At 43.4% G+C, this 20,804-nt stretch carries 18 protein-coding genes and 1 CRISPR repeat array; of the genes, 4 read left to right on the forward strand and 14 right to left on the reverse strand.

The window, feature by feature from the left end:
- Positions 1–26: 26 nt before the first annotated feature.
- Positions 27–437: a protease complex subunit PrcB family protein gene (locus tag ACESZH_RS09295; protein WP_373214632.1), complete on the reverse strand. Its 411-nt coding sequence runs from the start codon at positions 435–437 to the stop codon at positions 27–29.
- Positions 438–618: 181 nt separating this feature from the next.
- Here ACESZH_RS09295 and ACESZH_RS09300 point away from each other — a divergent pair, with 181 nt between their 5' ends.
- Positions 619–1,359 (forward strand): lysophospholipid acyltransferase family protein, encoded by a 741-nt coding sequence (locus ACESZH_RS09300; protein ID WP_373214630.1) that lies wholly within the window; start codon positions 619–621, stop codon positions 1,357–1,359.
- Between the two features lie 94 nt (positions 1,360–1,453).
- Here the strand turns inward: ACESZH_RS09300 and ACESZH_RS09305 are convergent, their stop codons facing one another.
- Entirely contained in the window at positions 1,454–3,871 is a 2,418-nt protein-coding gene (locus ACESZH_RS09305) for a glycoside hydrolase family 3 C-terminal domain-containing protein (protein ID WP_373214629.1), read from the reverse strand.
- A 289-nt stretch (positions 3,872–4,160) separates the two neighbouring features.
- Between ACESZH_RS09305 and ACESZH_RS09310 the strand changes: the two genes are divergently transcribed.
- Positions 4,161–5,000 carry an AraC family ligand binding domain-containing protein gene (locus tag ACESZH_RS09310; protein ID WP_373214627.1) on the forward strand — a complete coding sequence of 280 codons (840 nt, stop codon included), beginning with the start codon at positions 4,161–4,163 and terminating at the stop codon, positions 4,998–5,000.
- 12 nt (positions 5,001–5,012) lie between these two features.
- Here the strand turns inward: ACESZH_RS09310 and ACESZH_RS09315 are convergent, their stop codons facing one another.
- From ACESZH_RS09315 to cas3, 11 genes are all read right to left on the reverse strand, one after another.
- Positions 5,013–5,540 carry a nucleoside recognition domain-containing protein gene (locus ACESZH_RS09315; RefSeq protein WP_373214625.1) on the reverse strand — a complete coding sequence of 176 codons (528 nt, stop codon included), beginning with the start codon at positions 5,538–5,540 and terminating at the stop codon, positions 5,013–5,015.
- Between the two features lie 74 nt (positions 5,541–5,614).
- Positions 5,615–6,472, reverse strand: coding sequence for a GyrI-like domain-containing protein (locus ACESZH_RS09320; protein ID WP_373214624.1), 858 nt, complete (start codon positions 6,470–6,472; stop codon positions 5,615–5,617).
- A 676-nt stretch (positions 6,473–7,148) separates the two neighbouring features.
- Positions 7,149–8,302: direct repeats of the CRISPR family, unit length 32 nt; unit sequence ATTTCAATCCACGCTCCCGCGAGGGGAGCGAC.
- A 178-nt stretch (positions 8,303–8,480) separates the two neighbouring features.
- Positions 8,481–8,771, reverse strand: coding sequence for a CRISPR-associated endonuclease Cas2 (cas2, locus tag ACESZH_RS09325; RefSeq protein WP_373214622.1), 291 nt, complete (start codon positions 8,769–8,771; stop codon positions 8,481–8,483).
- An 11-nt stretch (positions 8,772–8,782) separates the two neighbouring features.
- Positions 8,783–9,814 (reverse strand): type I-C CRISPR-associated endonuclease Cas1c, encoded by a 1,032-nt coding sequence (gene cas1c / locus ACESZH_RS09330; protein ID WP_373214620.1) that lies wholly within the window; start codon positions 9,812–9,814, stop codon positions 8,783–8,785.
- Positions 9,814–10,473: a CRISPR-associated protein Cas4 gene (gene cas4 / locus ACESZH_RS09335; protein WP_373214619.1), complete on the reverse strand. Its 660-nt coding sequence runs from the start codon at positions 10,471–10,473 to the stop codon at positions 9,814–9,816. Before cas4 ends, cas1c begins: the two co-directional genes overlap by 1 nt.
- A complete protein-coding gene (gene cas7c, locus ACESZH_RS09340; RefSeq protein WP_373214617.1) occupies positions 10,473–11,363 on the reverse strand; it encodes a type I-C CRISPR-associated protein Cas7/Csd2 in 891 nt (296 codons plus the stop codon). Before cas7c ends, cas4 begins: the two co-directional genes overlap by 1 nt.
- Entirely contained in the window at positions 11,364–13,094 is a 1,731-nt protein-coding gene (gene cas8c, locus ACESZH_RS09345; RefSeq protein ID WP_373214616.1) for a type I-C CRISPR-associated protein Cas8c/Csd1, read from the reverse strand. It lies immediately after the preceding gene.
- A complete protein-coding gene (cas5c, locus tag ACESZH_RS09350; protein ID WP_373214614.1) occupies positions 13,091–13,753 on the reverse strand; it encodes a type I-C CRISPR-associated protein Cas5c in 663 nt (220 codons plus the stop codon). The genes cas8c and cas5c overlap by 4 nt, the downstream gene beginning before the upstream one ends.
- Before the next feature lie 17 nt (positions 13,754–13,770).
- Positions 13,771–14,211: a hypothetical protein gene (locus ACESZH_RS09355; protein WP_373214612.1), complete on the reverse strand. Its 441-nt coding sequence runs from the start codon at positions 14,209–14,211 to the stop codon at positions 13,771–13,773.
- On the reverse strand, positions 14,195–14,662 hold the full coding sequence (locus ACESZH_RS09360) for a DUF3990 domain-containing protein (protein ID WP_373214609.1): 468 nt from the start codon (positions 14,660–14,662) through the stop codon (positions 14,195–14,197). Before ACESZH_RS09360 ends, ACESZH_RS09355 begins: the two co-directional genes overlap by 17 nt.
- A 216-nt stretch (positions 14,663–14,878) precedes the next feature.
- Positions 14,879–17,008, reverse strand: a complete 2,130-nt coding sequence (gene cas3 / locus ACESZH_RS09365; protein WP_373214606.1) for a CRISPR-associated helicase Cas3' — start codon at positions 17,006–17,008, stop codon at positions 14,879–14,881.
- Between the two features lie 178 nt (positions 17,009–17,186).
- Between cas3 and ACESZH_RS09370 the strand changes: the two genes are divergently transcribed.
- Complete coding sequence (locus tag ACESZH_RS09370) at positions 17,187–19,103, forward strand: BMP family ABC transporter substrate-binding protein (RefSeq protein WP_373214604.1); 1,917 nt, start codon at positions 17,187–17,189, stop codon at positions 19,101–19,103.
- A gap of 81 nt (positions 19,104–19,184) precedes the next feature.
- Complete coding sequence (locus ACESZH_RS09375) at positions 19,185–19,805, forward strand: metallophosphoesterase (RefSeq protein ID WP_373214602.1); 621 nt, start codon at positions 19,185–19,187, stop codon at positions 19,803–19,805.
- A gap of 127 nt (positions 19,806–19,932) precedes the next feature.
- Here the strand turns inward: ACESZH_RS09375 and ACESZH_RS09380 are convergent, their stop codons facing one another.
- On the reverse strand, positions 19,933–20,709 hold the full coding sequence (locus tag ACESZH_RS09380; RefSeq protein WP_373219890.1) for a PhoU domain-containing protein: 777 nt from the start codon (positions 20,707–20,709) through the stop codon (positions 19,933–19,935).
- Between the last annotated feature and the right edge of the window lie 95 nt (positions 20,710–20,804).

Raw genomic sequence — 20,804 nt, forward strand, 5'->3', positions numbered from 1 at the left:
GGCTGCATTCTCCTTTTCTGAAATTCCTATTCAAATTGCACGGTTTCTTTTCTGTATGCGGTTTTTATGACAATATACGGATAAGACGGCTCACCTCCGGCTTCGCCCAGATCCGTGGGGCCTATCAGCTTTGTCCTGAAAAACACAGCATTGGACGTCAGCCCCAGTTCCTCCACCTGAATGCTGTAGCCTCCGCTCATTTGCCGCCCATAGCCCTTTATCAGATAAAGCTCTTCCCCGCTTTGGTAGGTAAGCTGGAATTCCTTTGCCTTCTTTTCCCCGATGAGGGCGTAAAGCTCCCTTGGAATATCGTCCTGTTTCACCAGCTCGTATTCCAACGGCTGCCTCGGTTCCTCCTCAATCCGGATGATCTGGCATCCGCAGAGGAAAATTACCGCCAGAGCAGCCATACAGAACAGGGATATTGCCTTTTTCATCGTGCACCCCTATCCGCTGTTACCGTTCGCATAAACAGTAACCATCCGTTACTTAGTATTTATTCTATGTGACAGGAAAAAGATTTATTGCAACTATTTATAAAATTCCGTATAATGTTTTTAACAGACATTTTCTCTGGCTGTCAGCCGTGAATTTGTCGGAAGACGAGAGGATATATGTATGATTCGGTTTTTATTATGTGTGATCGTCGTGGTGGGCTTCTTAATTCTGTCCATCCCCATTCTTCTTATAGAATGGATCATTGGAAAGTTCTCCCCCATGGCAAAAGAAATCAGTTCCCTGCGGATCGTCCAGGCAGTATTCCGCGCAGTCGTGTGGGTGTCCGGCGTAAAAGTAACGGTGATCGGTGAAGAAAACGTCCCCAAGGACACACCTGTGCTGTATATTGGCAACCATCGGAGCTTTTTTGACATTCCCCTGACCTATCCACGCTGCCCCATCCGCACCGGCTATGTGTCAAAAAAGGAGCTGGAAAAGGTTCCGCTGCTTTCCACCTGGATGAAACGGCTCCATTGCCTGTTTCTTGACCGGAAGGATATCAAGCAGGGCTTAAAGACCATTCTGGAGGCTATTGAAAAAGTAAAATCCGGCATTTCCATCTGCATTTTCCCGGAGGGAACGCGGAATGAAAACCCGGATGAAACGGAGCTGCTGCCCTTCCACGAAGGCAGCTTCAAGATCGCATCCAGGGCAAAATGCCCCATTATTCCCATGGCCATCAGTAATTCTGCAAACATCTGGGAAGCACATTTTCCGAAGGTGAAGGCCTGCCATGTGGTGATCGAATACGGCAAGCCCATTTATGTGGATGAATTGGATAAAGAAGATAAGAAGCATGTGGGGGCTTATACACAGAATGTGATTCGGGAAATGCTTGTAAAAAATCAGAGCTTGATTTAAGCCCAAAGCTAACAAAAGAATGTTTTTAGTCCGCCGGATTGGATTTATCCGGCGGACTTTGTACTTTTTCGTATGTATCTGTATCGGCTGTTTATCAGTCAATCTTTAAGAGCAACTCCAGCACCCGTCTTGCGCAGCGCTCCAAATCAGCTCTGTCCAATTCACCAAGCTCCATGGCCTTTTTGACCCTTTCCGGGAAGCCTGTCGCCATTTTCACATCGTTTCCTGCCTTGATTTCCTTATAGTGCTCCCCTCTGGTCCACCAGTCGCTTGTGACCATGCCGCGGAAATTCCATTCCCCACGGAGAACGTCCTCCAAAAGCTCACGATTTTCGGAAGCACGGTGACCGTTTATCACATTGTAGGATGACATGATCGCCCATGGGTCTGCCTCTTTTACAATAATCTCAAATGCCTTCAGGTAGATCTCGCGAAGAGCGCGCTCGGAGACTCTGGAATCGCTGTGCTTTCTGTTTGTCTCTTTGTTATTTGCAGCGAAATGCTTCACCGTTGCGCCAATGTGCTGGGACTGGATGCCGCGCACCATAGCAGCTCCCATTTTTCCTGAGATCAGCGGGTCCTCGGAATAATACTCAAAGTTTCTTCCGCACAGCGGATTTCTGTGGATATTCACAGCAGGAGTCAGCCATACGGCAATGTTATTCTCCTTAACTTCCTCTGCGCCTGCCTGTCCCACCAGCTCTACAAGCTCTGTATTCCAGGTACATGCCAGCAATGTTGCACAGGGCCATGCTGTAGTGCATACGCCGCATTCCGGCGCGATACGAAGCCCTGCAGGACCGTCCGCAGTCATTGCATTGGGAACTCCGTAATCCGGCAGGTTTCCAAAGCCATAAGTATTTGCCACTCCCGTATTCGGCTGCCCGCCCAAAAGATGGAGCAGTTCCTCATCGCTCAACTGGCTCATAAACTCATCCAGAGTGATTTTTCCCTCTGCCACCTGGATAAAAGGTTTTACACCTTCCTTGTACGAATTCATGCAAAGCTTCCGCCCCCGCATAGGTACTTCCGGCTCCAGCGCCTCCTCCGTACCAGGAATCATTTTCTCAAGCACACAGGCATTCGGGTCGTTTCCCTCACACTGCGGCAGCTCCTCAAAGCTTCCATCGGAAAGCATACGTTTTTTCAGACTGGATGGAACCAACTTTGCACTTAACTGGCGGGTTACGGTATCTTTCTCAACATTCAATGCAAAATCAGCCTTTTCCACGTCACGAATGGAGGTTCCTATGTAAAATTCATAGACTCCCTTTTCCAGAATGTAAGCGGATTTTGTAATTTTTCCAAGGTCATCATAGGAAGCCATATCTGTTTTTGCAAAGGAAAGCGTCAGCATCTGGCTTTCACCTGCTTCCAGAAGCCTTGTCTTTGCAAAAGCAGCAAGCTCACGGGCCGGCTTTTTCAGGATACCCTGCGGCGCGCTGTAGTAAAGCTGGATTACCTCTTTTCCCGGAACGTCTCCTGTATTGGTTACTTCAACCCGGGCTTTGATCTGCCCATTTTCTTCCCAGACTTTTTTGATATTCACATCAAAATCCGTGTATGACAGACCATAGCCAAAAGGATAGACTACCTTGTCTGCTGCCCCTGGAATGGTTTCAAAATAACGGTAGCCCACATAAATATCATCCGTATAATCCACATAATGAACGGATTCATGGAAATTTTCCGCAGACGGATAATCCTCCACCTTTGCTGCAAAGGTATCTGCAAGCTTTCCTGACGGATTCACTTTTCCGCAGAGGATTTCTGCTGCAGCGAGGCCGCCTTCCATACCACCCTGCCATGCTACAAGGACTGAGGAAATCCTGTCATCATTTTTGATCCAGCAAGTGTCCACCATTCCACCGATATTTAAAACAACTGCAATCTTTTCAAATTTTTCTTCAACCCGGGCAATCATTTTCTTCTCTTCTGCAGTCAGGTAGAAATCACCGTCCGGAAAAATTTTTCCGGCAACCCGGGGCATGCTCACTTCGTTTTCCCAGGGATTGTATTCCCCGTTATATTCTATGCTGGAGCGGTCCCAGCCCTCCCCGGAAAAGCGGCTGATCACAACAATCGCCGTATCGGTAAAGGCATGTGCTCCCTCTATGATTTCCTGTGGCAGCTCAGGCTCCTCCGTCATGCCTGGTACAGCGCCGTTTTTGTACTGAAGGCTTACATTTTCCCGGTAAAAATCTGCCGTAGGCTCATATATGTCTACATGTTCTCCCTGCATCTTCAGGCCATCGTACAGGTTATGTACATAGGAAACAGTCACATCGCCGCTTCCTCCGCCGCCTTTTACATAATCAAAGCTTCCTTTTCCGAAAAGGGCGATTTTCGCACCTTTTTTCAGCGGCAGTAAATGATCATTATTTTTCAGTAAAACCATACCCTCTCCGGCAGCTTCTTTGGAAAGGGCGATGTGTTCTTTGCTGGCAGTTACGTAGCCGTCCTCCTTTAAGGGACGATTCGGCTGATATAAAACTCTTGTCCACTTATTCATAAATTTCCTCCTTATTGCCCATGTTTTTGGGCATTGTGGTATGCCTTGGCATTTCCTCCTTATTGCCCGTGTTTTTGGGCATCCTGGTATGCCTTCGGCATTTCCTCCTTATTGCCCATGTTTTTGGGCATCCTGGTATGCTTATCTGTATCATTATTGTACGCAGATACGCTTTGTTCCGCTAGATATAATATTGCTATATTTATAGGTTAATCTTGATATTTTTTGAAAAATAAAGTATATTTCTACTATAATTTATTGTTTATCTTGATATATTTGGAGGCTGCGAATGAAAATATCCCATGAAACGATTTTTGATGATGATCTCATCCAGCTTTATTTTTGTTATGTGAACACATCGGACGAGCTGCTCCCTGCACACTGGCACGAGCATCTTGAAATACTTTTTATTGCGAAAGGAATCATGACCGCTTACATTAATGATTCCTCCTATAGTCTGCAGCCAGGCGATATTTTGCTGGTGAATCCCCGGGATATTCATTACACCCACTCCCATCACGACGGTGAATACTGTCTCCTTCAGATCCCTCCGGCACATCTGGAACGTTTGAGTCAGGAGTGGGAAGGCCTGCGTTTTACCGAATACCTTCCCCATTCCTCACAGAAGGAAAGCCTGAGCCACCGGCTGGCGGAGATTTTCCGGGAAATGTACCGGCTTCATGAGGAAGCAGCAAGGGGCAGCCACCTTCTGTTTCTGGCTCAGCTCTATCGCCTTTTATATCTTTTATATACGGAAAATTCAATGACTGTAAGCCCGCAGTTCTTAAGCCGGAACAGACGTGACCTGGAACGGATTGAAAAAGTCATGAACTATGCAAAAGCCCATTACCGCGAGAACATTTCCATTTCGGCCGCCGCAGAATTGCTTTCCGTCACCCCGGAACACTTCTGCAGACTTTTTAAAAAATATACCGGTCATACCTTTTTTACCTATGTAAATCAGATCCGGCTGATGCACTTTTACCAGGATCTGGTGAACTCTGAAGAAAGCATTACCTTTCTCATGGACAAGCATGGAATTACAAATTACAAAGTATTTTTAAAGACCTTTAAGGAAGCCTATGGTACAACGCCTCAGCGTCTGCGGAAGGACAGACGTTTGTCTTAAGGGCTGCCTCCCCTACACCATCACCCCCACGATCCACACGGCAGCCGCCACTCCCGCTGCCGTGGCAAGCAGCGCCCCCGCCAGAGTATACCTTGTTTTTTCCACCTTTACTGACCCGAAATAAACGCTCATACAATAAAACACACTTTCCGTGGAACTAAGCACGATCGCCGCCATAAGACCCGTTGCGGATTCCGTCCCGAATTCCTTAAAAATATCGATCAAAAGCCCTGTTGCTGCGCTGGAGGAAAACATACGCACCACTGTCAGCGGCACCAGCTCCGGCGGCAGTCCCACGGCCCCTGTCACTTTCCCCAGCACCTCTCCCAAAAAATCCAGAAAACCCGACTCCCGCAGAACGCCAACCGCTGTCATCAGGCCGATTAGTGTCGGGCAGATTCCCGCCACCGTTTTCAGCCCATCCTTGGCTCCGTCCAGAAAATCCCCGTAAATATCCCGCTTCTCCAGCAGCCCATACCCAATCACATAAAACAACAGAAAAGGTATCATAAGATCCGACAAATATGAGATTACCTTCATGAAACCTCCTGTCCCAAACCTTATGATACCTTATGTGTGATTTTATTTAATTATAACGTGCATCCCCGTAATTCTTACTTCTTTTTCACCGGGATCCAGATCTCGCAGTAGTAGTTTTCATCCCGGGTTCCGTTCTGGTATTTGCTGGCATCGTCGTACATCTCAATGCAGTAGCCTGCCGCAAATTCATAGCCGTTCAGTGCCGGAAGCCACTCGGAAAAAATCTTTGTGTTCACATCCTGAAGTGCCTCGGGCATGGCGCCTCTGCACGGGAATACCGCCCAGGTAAATGCGGGAATCTTCTTTGTGACAAAGCCTTCCGGGATGTCAGGGATGGGATTATAAATGTCCGCAATGAGATATTCAAAGGTATCTCCTCCCATCTTTTCATCAATGTTTACGCCAAACATTCCGCACACATACTGCCCTTTTCCCGTCTCGTAGTGCTCCCTCCAGAAGTTGGGAACCGTTTCCTTTGCGCTCTCATAGCGAAAGGTTTTTTCCACTCCAAGTACAGTAAACTCCTCTTTCTTTACGATCCTGTAATCCATAATATAACCGCCTTCCATTGATATTTTAAGCTTCAGCGGCGCAAAGGTTTTCAGCATTCCTTCCCCCTTTTGCGCCATGGACGGTGTAACACCATGGAATCTGGTAAAGGCTTTTGCAAAGCTGTCCGGTGAATCATAGCCATACTTCAGCGCAACATCGATCACCCTTTTCCCCGACGTGGCGAGCTCATTTCCAGCCAGAGAAAGTCTCCTGTATCGGATATACTCTGCTATGGTGACCCCACACAGAAGGCTGAATCCCCTCTGAAAATAAAAAGGTGAAATGCACACCTCTTTTGCAATATCCTCCGTTGAGATCTCCTCTGTGATATGGTCTTCTATATATCTGGTCGCCCTGCTGATCACTTTTGCCCATTCCATTTGTCTCACCTCCTGCTGTAATCACAGTATATCAATAGAGTCTGACGAAATCCCGACATTCCCTGCCTGAAAATGTCCGGTCATCTGCCTGATCGGCAGCGTCACATCTGGACGGACTCCCGGCACGTAGGCACCATACAGCTAAACCGGAATGCAGCTCCCTGAACCTTTTTTCCATCTCTGATAAAAGAGGCATAGACTAGTCCACCTCATGTGGTGGATATTGCTTTCCACAGGAAAGGATAACCGCTCACGCAGAACATATTTGATATAAAGCGACAGACTTTTCTGCAGTTTTTCATCCGGATATTTTTGTAAATAATGCGCCATCAGCACGCCCATTCCCACGCGCTCCCTGCCTCCGTTATGGTCATTCCGGTGGGAATAATACTGTCGGTTCGTCTCATTATCATAGTTCAGATACGCCCCATAAAGATGCCCGGGGCTTTTTTTAATCCTTCAGGTATTCCATTTCAGTTTTTAATTTCACGTTTTGATTTTTTCCTGCAGCATGTATTTTTTCATTACTTACTCCGTGTTGTTTTGGCAAGCCTCAACCTATTTTCTTTGCAATGACAAGCAGCGCTTTTTCCTAAATATACGCATTCATTTTCCTTGCTATTTGATGTTCTGCCCATATCTGTTTTAGGAAACCTAAATCGTTCTTAAAATAAATAAGATTATCCACGCTCCCGCGAGGGGAGCGACTCCTACCAGCATTTGATGTTTCCTGTGTCTTTTCAATTTCAATCCACGCTCCCGCGAGGGGAGCGACAGTTTGCCGGTTATATAGTCGTTAATCATTTTGTATTTCAATCCACGCTCCCGCGAGGGGAGCGACCGCATCAGCTTGCGCCACTGCTTCCTTTTGCGTATTTCAATCCACGCTCCCGCGAGGGGAGCGACCATGGCAAAATGCTGTTTTTGCCTGTTTGCATACGATTTCAATCCACGCTCCCGCGAGGGGAGCGACGATCCAGCTCCCAGGTATCCGGGACCGAGTTTTTATTTCAATCCACGCTCCCGCGAGGGGAGCGACCGTGGCTCCCAGCGCATCCCAAATCAACCTTCCGATTTCAATCCACGCTCCCGCGAGGGGAGCGACTATGGCGGCCCGGAGCGCAGTAACCTATAATAATATTTCAATCCACGCTCCCGCGAGGGGAGCGACCGAAAATGAGGTAGATACTTTGGAGGAGTATAAAATTTCAATCCACGCTCCCGCGAGGGGAGCGACTTTATGCTCTCATAGGTTTCGGAGCTGACTGACATTTCAATCCACGCTCCCGCGAGGGGAGCGACCGGATATCTTCACGGCAATAAAAGCTTTTGCAAGATTTCAATCCACGCTCCCGCGAGGGGAGCGACATGGATAATCCCCTCTCGAAGCTGTCAATCAGGGCATTTCAATCCACGCTCCCGCGAGGGGAGCGACGGTAGGGATATACACTGATTTAAATCCATTTGCATTTCAATCCACGCTCCCGCGAGGGGAGCGACTTTGTCTCCAGTGTGCAGTAAGTGCTTGATACAATTTCAATCCACGCTCCCGCGAGGGGAGCGACGTAACGGTGCCGTTTGAGGAATTGTTATAGACCATTTCAATCCACGCTCCCGCGAGGGGAGCGACTAGTACCGTTCCATTTGCTGGGTCATAGGCCCCTATTTCAATCCACGCTCCCGCGAGGGGAGCGACGATCTGGCCGAAGTCAATTCCGCCATTCCCGATCAATTTCAATCCACGCTCCCGCGAGGGGAGCGACCTTCCGCCACATCATTTTGGACTCCGCCCATTGAAATTTCAATCCACGCTCCCGCGAGGGGAGCGACCGCAAAATCATACAATTAGTATTTAACAATCCCATACCATTTTGATGATTTTGACAAATATCTTTGATAACTACTCTGTAATGTCAAAGATTTCAATAACTATTTACATCTTTTTTCGCAAATTTCAGGTGCGAATGCCCCGGTGAATTCTTGTGTGCTTGCTGTTCGCACCGAGCAATTATAGTATCAACACATCATCCACTGCTTTTCCTCGTTCAACACCTATGCTTTCCACTTTTGTTTTATACTTATTTCCTAAGTAATAAAACCTTAAACTGTCCGTTTCTTTGTCGATAAGATCTGATAACGCTGACTTCAACAATATACACTGTGCATTATCAAGAATACACTCAAACACTGAGTTTTGCACACGCCTTCCATAATTCACACATTGCTTGGCCACTTTTCTTAGACGTGCTTTTCCCGCTGCCGTCTCCGTATTTACATCATATGTAATTAATACCAACATTGGCATCTCCCTCACTTCCACAAAAATGGCGGATACTCATCCAAGTCTCCTCGCAGATATCTTGCCAGCAGCATTGCCTGAACGTAAGGAACCATCCCCCACTCAACTTTTTCTTTCAGGAACGGGTGCGTAAGGGTTTCCTTTTTCTTGTTTTGCCATTCGACTAATACCGTCTTTCTGGTTTCATCATCCATCAAAACCGCACCGTTTTCTTTCTTCTTAAAACCTTTTTTAGAAACCATTTTCTTATTTATCAAAGATAAGACAAACCGGTCAGCCAACACAGGCCGCAATTCCTCAATCAAATCTAACGATAAGGATACCCGCCCCGGACGCTCAGTGTGAAGACATCCTATATAAGGATCCAATCCTACGGTTTCCAATGCAGAAGTAATTGTATTTGTCAGTAACGTATATACAAATGAGAGTAACGCATTTACATTATCTAACGGCGGACGTTTGCTTCTCCCGTGGAATGCAAAATCCTTCTTTTGCTGGAGAATCAACTCATCAAAAACTCCAAAATATATTTGGGCTGCTTCTCCTTCAAAACCTCGCAGTTGCTCCTTCGATTGGCAGGTACGCACATAATTCAAAGAATTTTTCAAATTCTCTGAGGATGCTTTCAGCTTCTCGATATCCACCTGAAGACTGTGGTCTCTTGTTGCTCTTTCTAAGACCCACCTGGCATTATAAATCTTACCAATAATACAATTTTTTGCAACGGCCAGGCTCTCTTCCTCAACCAGGAAACTCTTATACTGCTGTTGTCTCAGTATCACATTTCCCTTAACCTTTCCAATCACTCTTGCCAAAAATTTTCCTTGTGGTGATAAGTAGCATAAGGAAATATTGCGATCTGCACATGCTCCCATCAGCGCCGGGCTTGTCCCCCGATAACCAAACGAGACAATCCCTTCCAGATTATGCAATGGAAGCCTCCCTATTTCACAGCCCTTATCTGATATAACTACGTTTTCTCCATCAAGTGATAAATAACTGTCCTCCGATGTTACATATAATGTATTCAACAATTTTTTCACTATATATCCTCCAAAGCCTGGTTTATATAACATTTCACAGAAGACATTTTCCCTATTTTCGGCATACAGATTTCCTTTAATGAACAGGCATTACAATGCTTACCGTACTTTACCCGCGGCGTATATCTTCTCTCATAATACTGGTGCATTTCCTTCACCATGTCTTCCACCTGATGCTTTAATTCTTCCGTAATTTTAACAGTTTCGCGTCTCCTTGTTTCACCATAAAAAAGTGCTCCTTCTGAAATAGTAGCAGAAAACATTTCCTCCAAACACATAGACTGTGCAACCAACTGCAAAATATCTTCCTCTGACTCTTTTGGTTTTCCTTTTTTATATTCTATTGGATAAATTTCATAAAACCCTCTGTGCCCATGTAGTTTCACACCCTCATCCTTTTTATGAAATTCTACTACATCACATTCTCCGCTAATTCCAAGCATTCGCGAAGAAACCGGAAGTGCTCTCGTAATCAACACATCTTTTCTTTTTTCTGTTAAATCCGGATCGTGCGCTTTCTTGTGCATTAATTCCCCTACAACTGTATGTACATTTTCTGCCCACTGCTGCTCGATATGGATCAATGCCCATTGACGCCTGCAAAACTTAAAATGCTGAATCCCTGAAATCATCAGATATTCTTCTTCTCTGTATTCCATTATATTTTCCTTATCATTTCCACCGTATCCGGTATCATTTCCTTATGGATATTTACCATGTAATCCTGATATTTTCTTGGATATACAACTTCTTCTTTCCTATTTATTTCTATAGCATCAAATAATTTATAGGCAGGACAATCTCCCAATTCTTTACTATGTTTAAATACAATCAGCTCCCGCACAGCCATTTTTCCTCGTGCAGCTGAATGGTCATTCTCAAACATATTAATGATCGCTTCCCATAAAAGTTCCAGATCATCCTCAGAAAACCCAGTGACTCTTCTCGCCAGATTTGCCGAAATATATCCTTCTGCCCGATACAATGCGTAAGGAACAATGTTCTTTCGCCCCATTTCTGTACTCTTACTTTCTGCATCTTTTTCTGTAGTAATTGCTACTCTGGTTATTGTTACTTCCTGACTGACAATTGGGTCTAAACTCCTGGCAAATCCCAACTGTACAGGTCCTCTAACTTGTCCGCAATTTAAAGAAGCTTTTACAAATGTGGTCATAACTGCACCAAATGTCCGAATATCATAAAAGTTCTGGCACATAAAATCCCTGATCTTCGTATCTGCCTCAGGGTCTTTCTTTTTAAGCTCCTTTACCGTCTTATCGTTTACACCAAGATATTCATATGCTTTATTGTCGCTTCTGTTGAGCGGAACATCTTCTTTAATATAAATGTCATAACCTGCCTCGCCTTCTTTTACAGTCTCTACATAATTTCTGATCTTACGCTTCAAACAAACGTCTGTAACCAGACCATATCCGGTCTCAGGATCAATCCTTGGCATGTTGCCTGCATCGGGATCTCCATTTGGATTTCCATTCTCAACATCAAATAAAACCACAAATTCATATCGATTTTTAATTACTTCACTCATTTACGCTTCCTCCTTTTTTTCGTACCTTTTTTGAGTCTGATGATAATATCCTAAAATAAAAAGCCCTTGTTCTTCCAATGTGAGCGTTTTGGGAAACTCTGTGATTTTTCCTATCAACTCCGTCAACAATTTTTCAAAATATATTTTTTTACCCTCTTTCTGCCTCTCAATCTTTCTAATATGACTGTTTTTTAACTTCATTAAAATAGGAAATACAGAAGCCGGATTCGCGCAGGCTGAATTAAAATATTTGTCTTTTATAGTTGCATTAATCCCTGGGTTAGCCTCCTCCTGTACACTTTCAAGCACTGCAAAAATCCTTCCCAATATATATGCTGTATCGTTTGTCTCCTGATTTAATCCCACAAATTCTTCCTCCTTCTCTAATTGGTGATTCTGAACCAAATACCCCTTTATGATCGCAGCCCTTCCCCATGTGATCCTTCCCTGTTCCGCGCGTATTCGCATCATAACATTACTGTACAAATTTTCCGGATATTTCGTATTTGCCAAAATCGCCTTCAAAACTGCTCCCGGAAGATTCGGTACAGGTTTTTTATCCCTCGATTTCTGATTGACAGTCTCATACAACATCCCGCCAACCCCTAAATACTCTCGTACTTCCCAGGAGGGTTTTACCACCTTCATTCTAGTATAGTGCATCTGAATATTTTTCAAAACATTTCCAAAACTATTTTCATAAAAAAACCGAACCGACAATCTTGCAGCATTCGGAGCCAGACCTAATATGTAGAATTTCTGATCCTCATCCAATTCTTCTCCGTTAATCTTAATAGCTCTCTGCATTTTTAAATTCTGAAATACATTTTTTACTGTTTCCTGATTGTCCTTCTGTGGTTCGATCGACATTTCAAAAACGTCCTGGTAAATTTCTTCTCCATCTTCTGCCCAGAACACAATCGTGGTATCACCAAATTGAAAGACATAATCTTTTTGTGTTAAGAGATAATTTAACGCAGTAGTATAAGCAAAAGCAGCATATTTTCCTACGGGTGCATTATAACTTTGTTCTTTTCCATAAGATTCGAAAGCCGACGCATTAAAAGATACCAGCGCCGCTCCGCTGGATTGCGCTCCCTGTACTCCTCTGATCACTGGGTGAATTCTTGCAATCTCGTCATTTTTTCCTGTCACAAGGCAAATTCCATTTTTTTCTTCCTCTCCTTGTTCCAGGTATTTTTTCCAAGCCTTAACAATCTCTTTATCATCTTGGGCAAAGCTTCCATTTATTATGAAAATCAAATTACTTCCGTCCGTAATTTCTTCCCATATTTCCTGCAATTTTTCATTTTCTTTGGCTTTATCGGGATTCCATGTCTGAAAAAAGGCTTTCACAGCCCTTGCTGCCTCACTATCTGAAGATGCCAGAATTTTTAAGTGCTTTTCCCTGGCCGCTTCAAAGCACTCCTTAATTCTTTTCCCCGTTCCCTTTCCGTCAACGCCAAGAATATATTTTGAATTATCACATAGAAAGTTTGCTGAGACTCCCGAGGAGCGGGCCACCATCTGAGGAACCATTATATAGCTTGACTCCCATACTTTCTTTTTCCCTCTCTCTTTCTCCTGTTTTAAGAAAATAACCCCTTTTAGTCTGCCATCTACCTCTAAGTTTAATGCAAAGGAGACTTTCGCCTTACACCAACCTTGTTTTGCAACCTTTCCATTTTTCAACAGTGTCTCATAATATTCTGTTAAAGCCTGTAAAATCATCGAACCACCTCACAATTCTGTAAGTCGATGATTCCCTTTTTCATGATTGCCCTGAAAAACATCGGCTGAATATTTTGAGGATCTGAATAATCCATGTCAAATAACATATAGCCTAAATCTTTCTCTTCTTCGTTCTCATACGCTGTAAGTATCTGATCATCCTCACACAAACAAAATTTTACCGGGAATTCTCTGCATCCAAAATAAGGTGTATGAAAACACTCTCCCCGCTTGATCCTCCGCATGATAATATCCTTAAATTTCCCCGGATTGTCGCTTTCGTTTGCCTTGTCCGTCATCTCAAAATGTGCTTCGACCACATACTCTACATCCCTAAGCAATAAAGATGCTCTTTGCACGATTTCTGCCTTACTGCTTATGTAAAGTCTTTTCTGGTTTCCATTATACACTGGCAGCACATTATTGGCAGAGACCTTGCTCTTGACTTCGTTTCTTCGGACACTGGTAAACTGTATTGGCTTATTTACATAAATCCGATCTATCACCCACCTCATTCCGGGGTGCCAGTAAATAGCCTCCAGTATTCCTCTTGCAGCAGAAGGTGTCATAACATCATAGGAACATCTTTCCACCTTCATCTCCGGTCTGGAAAACAGCGCGTAATCGCCCCAGATCTTCACCTTCACTCCTTTTGACATCGTTTCACCACCTTATCCTATAAAATAGTTCCTTTTATATAGCATGACGCTATATAATCACGAGGTTGAAAATAGAAATCCGTGTTATAGTCAGATATACTTTCATCTATCCACGAATGATATACCTTCCAGATTCCTTCCACTATATCGTCATCTGAATAGCAGTCCTCTATCAATCTTTCATAGACTTCCCCAATCGTCCAATAGTCCGGCACCCGGTATCTGCATTCTCCCTCATTGTCAAATGATCCATCTTTTATCTGACATTCTTCAATGAATTCTGCCGCAACCTTTTCTATTGGCTCGCAATGAAAAACATCTGCATATTCATAGATTCTTTCCACAGAACCCTTTCCCAGACAATCAACGATTTCCTGTCTGCTTCTTTTCTTTTTTCTTCCTATAAATTCAATTAAGCTGCAGGTATAAAATAATCTGCTGTTATTTTTTGTTCCCATATACTACCTCGCTTTCTTTAAATGACAACGTATTTAAAGCGGAAATCGTATGAAAACTAATTTGATGGGTTGGATGATTAAATTTCGCCAGTTCCCAGAAAGCCGCTCTTGATATCTTTTTATCAATGAAGTTCTGCACGTAGTTGAATATTGCATCATCTGCCATAGGGCCTTCTACAATATCAAATGTATGTGGCGTTCCTAATCTGCACGCCACAATAAAATCAAGCCATTCTTCTGTCATATTGTCGAATCTCAAATATCTCAATTTGCTATCTGGAGTATACTCGTATTTATTGATATACCCTTTTTTTTCGTACCTGATTGCCCATCGTTCCGCCTGATTTCTATATGCCGTACAATAGAATCCGAAATAAAAATCCTTATTAAACATAGCCTTCCGTACCTCCGGATACTCAACGATATCCCTGCTTCCATGATATAAAATCATATTCTCTCCTTTTATTTAATATTTTATATTTCATTTGTTGTTATTATTTATAATTATAATACAGCATATATCATTGTCAATAATTCTTTTACTTTTTTTTATATTATGATATATTAATATTGTCTTTTGGAAGTTCCAATTGTGGATTGAAATATTTGCTGTTATTATTTTGTCCTTTGGGAAAAGGGAAGTACGCATTGTACCTCCCCTTTTCCGTTAAAAAATCACAGCCCTTCCATATTCCACATTCAAATCCAGCCCCATTTCCTCTGTATACTTTTCCGGGATTTTCAGCACAAAATAGTCCTTCAAATCCTCCGATAGCTCTCCTAGCATTCCTGCCGAAAACATTTTTTGAAAATCCTCTTCATAAACATTTACACAAAATGGACCTATTTTTCTTATTAATTCTTTTGTGAATCCTTTTGTCTTTAACTGTTCTAAAATCTTTTGTGCCTCTTCCTCTTTTGGTATCACAATTGTTTTCGTGTTTTCCTCAATCAGACGAAACTCCTTCCCAACTCTGGCAAATTGAAAATTTCTTTTTTTAAATTTTTCCAAAATTTCTTTTTTATCCAGACTTTCTCCCCGAAGATGATACAACATCTCAAAATACAATCTGATCGTATCCAGATTCTCCAGGTTTTTGTTATCCTCAAGCAAGCTCTCTGTAATGTCCGTTTGCAGCCGCTGTCCCGGCACATATTCCTTTTGATCCAATTTAAAAATATATGTGAAGCACTCAGAATACGGTCTTTTCCCTTCCCGATTGCATCTTCCTGCTGCCTGAATAACGGAGTCCGCTCCTGCCAATTGTCTGTATACCGTCTGAAAATCCAGGTCAACTCCCGCCTCAACAAGGCTTGTTGATATGACCACACATCGTTCCTGCTTTTGCAGCCGTTCCCGGATTTTGTTCAACACTGTCTTTCTATGAGCAGGATACATAGACGTTGATAAATGATAAACACCTTCACCTTCTATACTCTGATAAATTTTCTGCGCACGCTTTTTCGTATTCAATATGCAAAGTGCCTGATCTTCTGTCCCCAATCTCTCAATCAGATTTTCTTCTGATATCTTATTCAGATTAATTATCGATACCCGTTTGAAAAAAGAAAATTGTTCCTCCATCCTGGGGCATAATTCCGTAATCTTTATTTCCTGCGACAATAAGTTTTTCAAAGCAGGCTGTGTTGCCGTACATAAAACAATGCTGCTGCGATAATGACGTAACAACTGTTCCATGGCACTGATACACGGTTTCAGATAATCATTTGGAAGCATCTGTGCCTCATCAAAAACAATCACGCTATTTGCTATATTGTGCAATTTTCTGCATTTCGATGATTTGTTGGAAAACAGGGATTCAAAAAACTGCACATTGGTAGTAACAATAACCGGCTTGTCCCAATTTTCTGCTGCGAGTTGCATGGGCTTTAACTCTTCGCTTGACCCATAATCTATATTACAATGATTTTCCAGTACATTATCTTTTCCCAATATATCGGCAAATATCTTTGCATTTTGCTCTATTATACTTGTATATGGAATCACATAAATGACACGCTCCATATCATGTTCTTTCGCATGCCTTAACGCAAAAGCCAACGATGCAATGGTTTTCCCGCCTCCCGTGGGAACTGTCAGCCTGAACAGTCCTCTTTCAGCCTTTCCCATTTCTATACAATGCTTCAGAATTTCTGTTCTTCTTCCATTGATCGTGCCTAAATCCTGATTGTTAAGCCATCCGGATATGTGCGCTGTAAGCTTTTCGTATAAAATGCCTATACCTTCTCCGCCATTTCTGATACTTTTTCCTTTCATAAATAACTCTGTATCCAAATAGTCCGCATCAACAAGGCAGGAATATAACATCCTTATCAGCATACTTAAAAAGAAGTCCTGATTTTCTTCCTTTACCGGCCGAAATGGAGGATTTTTTAGTACAGGTATTTCAATTTCTTTCTCATAATCCTGATAGTTTTCCAGATTCTTTTTCATCCTTGCTGCCATTGTACCGCTTGTATCACTGGAGCCTCCCGTATCAGGCAGACCTGTGTGATGCCCCGCAATACAGTAACTTAAAAATTGATACATTCCCTTTTTATCCCAGCATAATCTCGCACCTGCAGTAGCATGATCAACCTGTTCTTCACTACCGCGTATCCTTTTCTGGAATTTTAAGGAATATTTTCCCAGATCATGTAAAAGGCCGCAGCAATATCCCCACTCGTATGCCCCAAAACCATCTGCAAACTTCCCACAAAGTACGGCTGAATTCTTTAAATGATCCTTCAGCGGCTGTTCCTCACCTTCGTCATTTATATGTGCTAAATATTCCATATCTATTTCCTCTGATTTAAAATATCATTATTATATATCATACCATACCGCCCCAACCATGGCGAGATACAAATATTGCAATTTCCTCTCAAAAATTTAGCTCTTGATTTTTTAAATATACCGGATTATATTGTTATTGAACTCAAAGATCATGATTAATGAAAACGGGGGATATTATATGGTTGGAAGAGAAGATTACATCAAAGCCTACAAAGCAGGAAAAAAAGAATACCAGGCTTGCCTGATGAAGGGAAAATCACCTACTCTTAAGGTCCTGGATGAAATTCTTCCCTCACGCGGAAATTATTCGGAGGTTCCCCTTGGGCTTGTCCAGATTCCTATAGACCAGATCGTAGGAACTAAGACCGGCGGCAGGAGCAATGCTTTTGCGGCCAACTTTATGCCGATTTTAAGAGAAGATACGGAATTTGCCATGAAATGGGCAAGCCTTTGCCACAGCCATGAGGTTGAAGGTATCCGGGATCCGATCAAAGCTTATGAATATATGAACCAGTTTTATGTGGAAGAAGGAAACAAACGTGTCAGTGTACTGAAATACTTTGAAGCTGTTTCCATCCCCGGAAACGTAACCCGGATTCTTCCTCCAAAAACAGAGGAAAAGGAAAATAAAATCTACTATGAATTTGTAGATTTTTATGAGCTTTCCGGTGTGAATTACATCTGGTTTTCCAAACTTGGAAGCTTTGCCAGGCTGCAAGCCGCTGTGGGAAAAGGTCCAAGCGAGAAATGGACAGAGGAAGACAAGTTAGATTTCAGTTCTGTCTATAATCGTTTTTCTGTGGAATTTGAAGCACGGGGCGGTAAAAAACTCAAAATAACTCCTGGAGATGCTTTTCTGGCTTTTGTGGACATTTATGGTTTTGATTCCCTTGTGAAAAAGACTACCAATGAATTAAAAGAATTGATCGTAAAGAGCTGGGAGGAATTCTGCCTGTGCGAAGAAGAGGAAGAAATTGATCTGAAGCTGGATCCTACGCAGGAAAAAGCGCCGCTTCTCAACCGGCTTCTTCCTTTAAGCTCTCCGAGACTTAAGATTGCATTCATATATGAAAAAACTACTACTTCCTCAGCATGGACCTATGCCCACGAGCTTGGTCGTCTCCATCTGGACCAGGCATTTTCGGACGAGGTGACTACGGTTTATTATGAAAATGTGAACCAGGAAAATGTAGAAGCTACCATAGAGAGCGCTATTGAAGGCGGATGCAACATTATTTTTACGACTACACCGGCATTTGTACAGGCCAGCGTAAAGGCGGCAATTGCCCACCCGAATGTAAAGATCCTCAATTGCTCCCTGAATACCTCTCACAGATATATACGTACTTACTACTCCCGTATGCACGAAGCCAAATTCCTTATGGGCGCTATCGCAGGAGCTATGACGGAAAATGACCGTCTTGGGTACCTGGCTGACTATCCCATTCGTGGTTCCATTGCCGATATCAATGCCTTTGCCCTGGGCGCCAAGATCATCAACCCAAGGGCCACCGTTTATCTGGAATGGACTTCAAAGAAAGACGTGGACTATATGGAGAACTTCCATAAGAATCAAGTGTCCATCATCTCCGGCAAAGATATGGTAATTCCGGAGGAGGCATCCAGATATTTCGGATTGTACGATATCAGCCACAATTATCCAAGAAGTCTTGCCATGCCGCTGTGGCACTGGGGCATATTTTATGAACGTCTGATCCGTACCATCATGGACGGGACATGGAAATACGATGACAACACGGCTGCAAAGAAGGCTATCAATTACTGGTGGGGAATGTCTGCAGGCGTTATTGATGTCATTTGTTCCCAAAACCTTCCAATCGGAACAAAACGTCTGATAGAACTATTAAAGAGTACTATACTTTCCGGCGAATTTAACCCGTTTTCCGGCATTCTATATTCACAGAACAAGGTTGTTCAGGACGATCCAAACCGCAGCCTGACACCGGAAGAAATCGTGACTATGGACTGGCTTGCAGAAAATGTCATCGGAGATATCCCTCAAATGGAAGAACTCCAGGACAAAGCAAAGCCCGTTACCTCACAGCAGGGTGTAAATAATACTCCGGTTTTATAATTGGTCGGCTGAAGCATACAGGGCAGTGATCTCGCGCCTTATTTGCGCGGAATCATTGCCCATAGGAAGGATTTTGAATAAATGAAGATACTTGCAATTGCTGACGAGGAATCCAAATATCTCTGGGATTTCTTTGAGAAGAGCAAATTGGAGGGAATTGACCTGGTTATTTCATGTGGGGATTTAGATCCCCATTATCTGTCATTTCTGGCCACTTTTTGTAATGTTCCCGTGCTTTATGTACATGGAAACCACGATGCCAAGTACCAGCATACTCCCCCGGAAGGGTGCATTGATATCGAAGATAAAATATACGTCCATGAAGGCATACGCATTCTGGGACTGGGCGGCTCCATGCTTTATTCCGGCGGTCCTCACCAGTACACGGAACGTGATATGCGCCTGAGAGTAGGGAAGCTTTGGTTTCAGCTTCTCCGCCATAAAGGGTTTGATATTCTGGTGACTCATGCCCCGGCATATCAGCTCAATGATGCCCGTGACCTGCCTCACCAGGGCTTTAAAGTCTTTTTAAAGCTGATGGAAAAATACAAACCAAGATTTTTTCTTCATGGTCATGTTCATATGTCATACAACCGAAACCAGAAACGCTATGACAAATATATGGATACCCACGTGATCAATTCCTATGAACGCTGTATTTTTGACTACGAGGATGAAAATCTCCAGGAGCATCTGACCTAGCGATTTTACTGTTTAAGCAAGGAGTTGCAATGCGATAGATTTCTCTCAATGCAAACAGCCGCTCTCAACAGAGAGCGACTGTATTTCTTAACAGACCGCGATTTCATCGACCCATTATTCTTATGTATTATTCCTTCAAAAGCCCGAAATACCGATCATGTGCCTCCTGGTACTCACGGTTAAACGCTTCATCCCTGCCGGAATGCAGCATGGAGACATATTCGTGTATCTGATGCCTCATTTCAGGCTGCACTCTCGCAACGGTTGCCACGCCCACGTTAGAGCAAATATCCGAAATACGTTCTATCTCGGAAAGCAGATTCAAAAACTCCGTACCTGCATACACACCGCACACACCTTCCCGAAGCCGCTCTAAATGATTGTCATTCAAAACTCCTACCATATCATCTACCACCTCTTCCAGAGGTTCTATATGGCGGGCGGAAGACAAATCCCTCTTTTCAAAAGCATCGTGCGTATAATCCAGGATCGTACCGATCAGATCATGTAGCACATCCAACTCTGCCAAAGCAGTCTCTGAAAAAGCAGCCTCATTTTTATACATGGCTTCCGCAATCTCTTTGATGTTCATCGCATGATCGCCCAGCCGCTCAAATTCCGTAATTCCTGAATAATAATGGTTCATGATCTCCACATGCTCCGGCGCAGTGATCTTGGTGGAAATCTGAATCAGATAATTGCTGACCCGGTCCGCCATCATGTCAATATAATTTTCATCTTCTGCAATCTGTGCCGCTGTTTTTTCATCATATTTTGTAATGATCTCAAATGCACGGTCGATATTCGTGCGTGCCATCCTGTACATCACCAGAAGCACATCGTAACAGCGGGCAAATGCAAGGGCCGGTGTTCCGGCAAATACAGGATTCAGAGCGTCCAGCATCTCATCAACCTTGCCGACAGAAACCGCCTCATCCTTCACGATTCTATGGCTAAGCCGCTCATAAGACTTTAATGCCGGGAACAACAGGATCGCAC

It is taken from the genome of Ruminococcus sp. 5_1_39BFAA (assembly GCF_964240875.1).
Classification (GTDB): domain Bacteria; phylum Bacillota; class Clostridia; order Lachnospirales; family Lachnospiraceae; genus Blautia_A.

Coding starts and splice junctions, on each gene's coding strand:
- ACESZH_RS09370 (WP_373214604.1), top strand. CDS start 17,187: ATGGTTGGAAGAGAAGATTACATCAAAGCCTACAAAGCAGGAAAAAAA.
- cas5c (WP_373214614.1), bottom strand. CDS start 13,753: ATGTCAAAAGGAGTGAAGGTGAAGATCTGGGGCGATTACGCGCTGTTT.
- ACESZH_RS09320 (WP_373214624.1), bottom strand. CDS start 6,472: ATGGAATGGGCAAAAGTGATCAGCAGGGCGACCAGATATATAGAAGAC.
- cas8c (WP_373214616.1), bottom strand. CDS start 13,094: ATGATTTTACAGGCTTTAACAGAATATTATGAGACACTGTTGAAAAAT.
- ACESZH_RS09360 (WP_373214609.1), bottom strand. CDS start 14,662: ATGATTTTATATCATGGAAGCAGGGATATCGTTGAGTATCCGGAGGTA.
- cas7c (WP_373214617.1), bottom strand. CDS start 11,363: ATGAGTGAAGTAATTAAAAATCGATATGAATTTGTGGTTTTATTTGAT.
- ACESZH_RS09315 (WP_373214625.1), bottom strand. CDS start 5,540: ATGAAGGTAATCTCATATTTGTCGGATCTTATGATACCTTTTCTGTTG.
- cas4 (WP_373214619.1), bottom strand. CDS start 10,473: ATGGAATACAGAGAAGAAGAATATCTGATGATTTCAGGGATTCAGCAT.
- cas2 (WP_373214622.1), bottom strand. CDS start 8,771: ATGTTGGTATTAATTACATATGATGTAAATACGGAGACGGCAGCGGGA.
- ACESZH_RS09305 (WP_373214629.1), bottom strand. CDS start 3,871: ATGAATAAGTGGACAAGAGTTTTATATCAGCCGAATCGTCCCTTAAAG.
- ACESZH_RS09375 (WP_373214602.1), top strand. CDS start 19,185: ATGAAGATACTTGCAATTGCTGACGAGGAATCCAAATATCTCTGGGAT.
- ACESZH_RS09300 (WP_373214630.1), top strand. CDS start 619: ATGATTCGGTTTTTATTATGTGTGATCGTCGTGGTGGGCTTCTTAATT.
- ACESZH_RS09355 (WP_373214612.1), bottom strand. CDS start 14,211: ATGGGAACAAAAAATAACAGCAGATTATTTTATACCTGCAGCTTAATT.
- ACESZH_RS09380 (WP_373219890.1), bottom strand. CDS start 20,709: ATGCTGGACGCTCTGAATCCTGTATTTGCCGGAACACCGGCCCTTGCA.
- ACESZH_RS09295 (WP_373214632.1), bottom strand. CDS start 437: ATGAAAAAGGCAATATCCCTGTTCTGTATGGCTGCTCTGGCGGTAATT.
- cas3 (WP_373214606.1), bottom strand. CDS start 17,008: ATGGAATATTTAGCACATATAAATGACGAAGGTGAGGAACAGCCGCTG.
- ACESZH_RS09310 (WP_373214627.1), top strand. CDS start 4,161: ATGAAAATATCCCATGAAACGATTTTTGATGATGATCTCATCCAGCTT.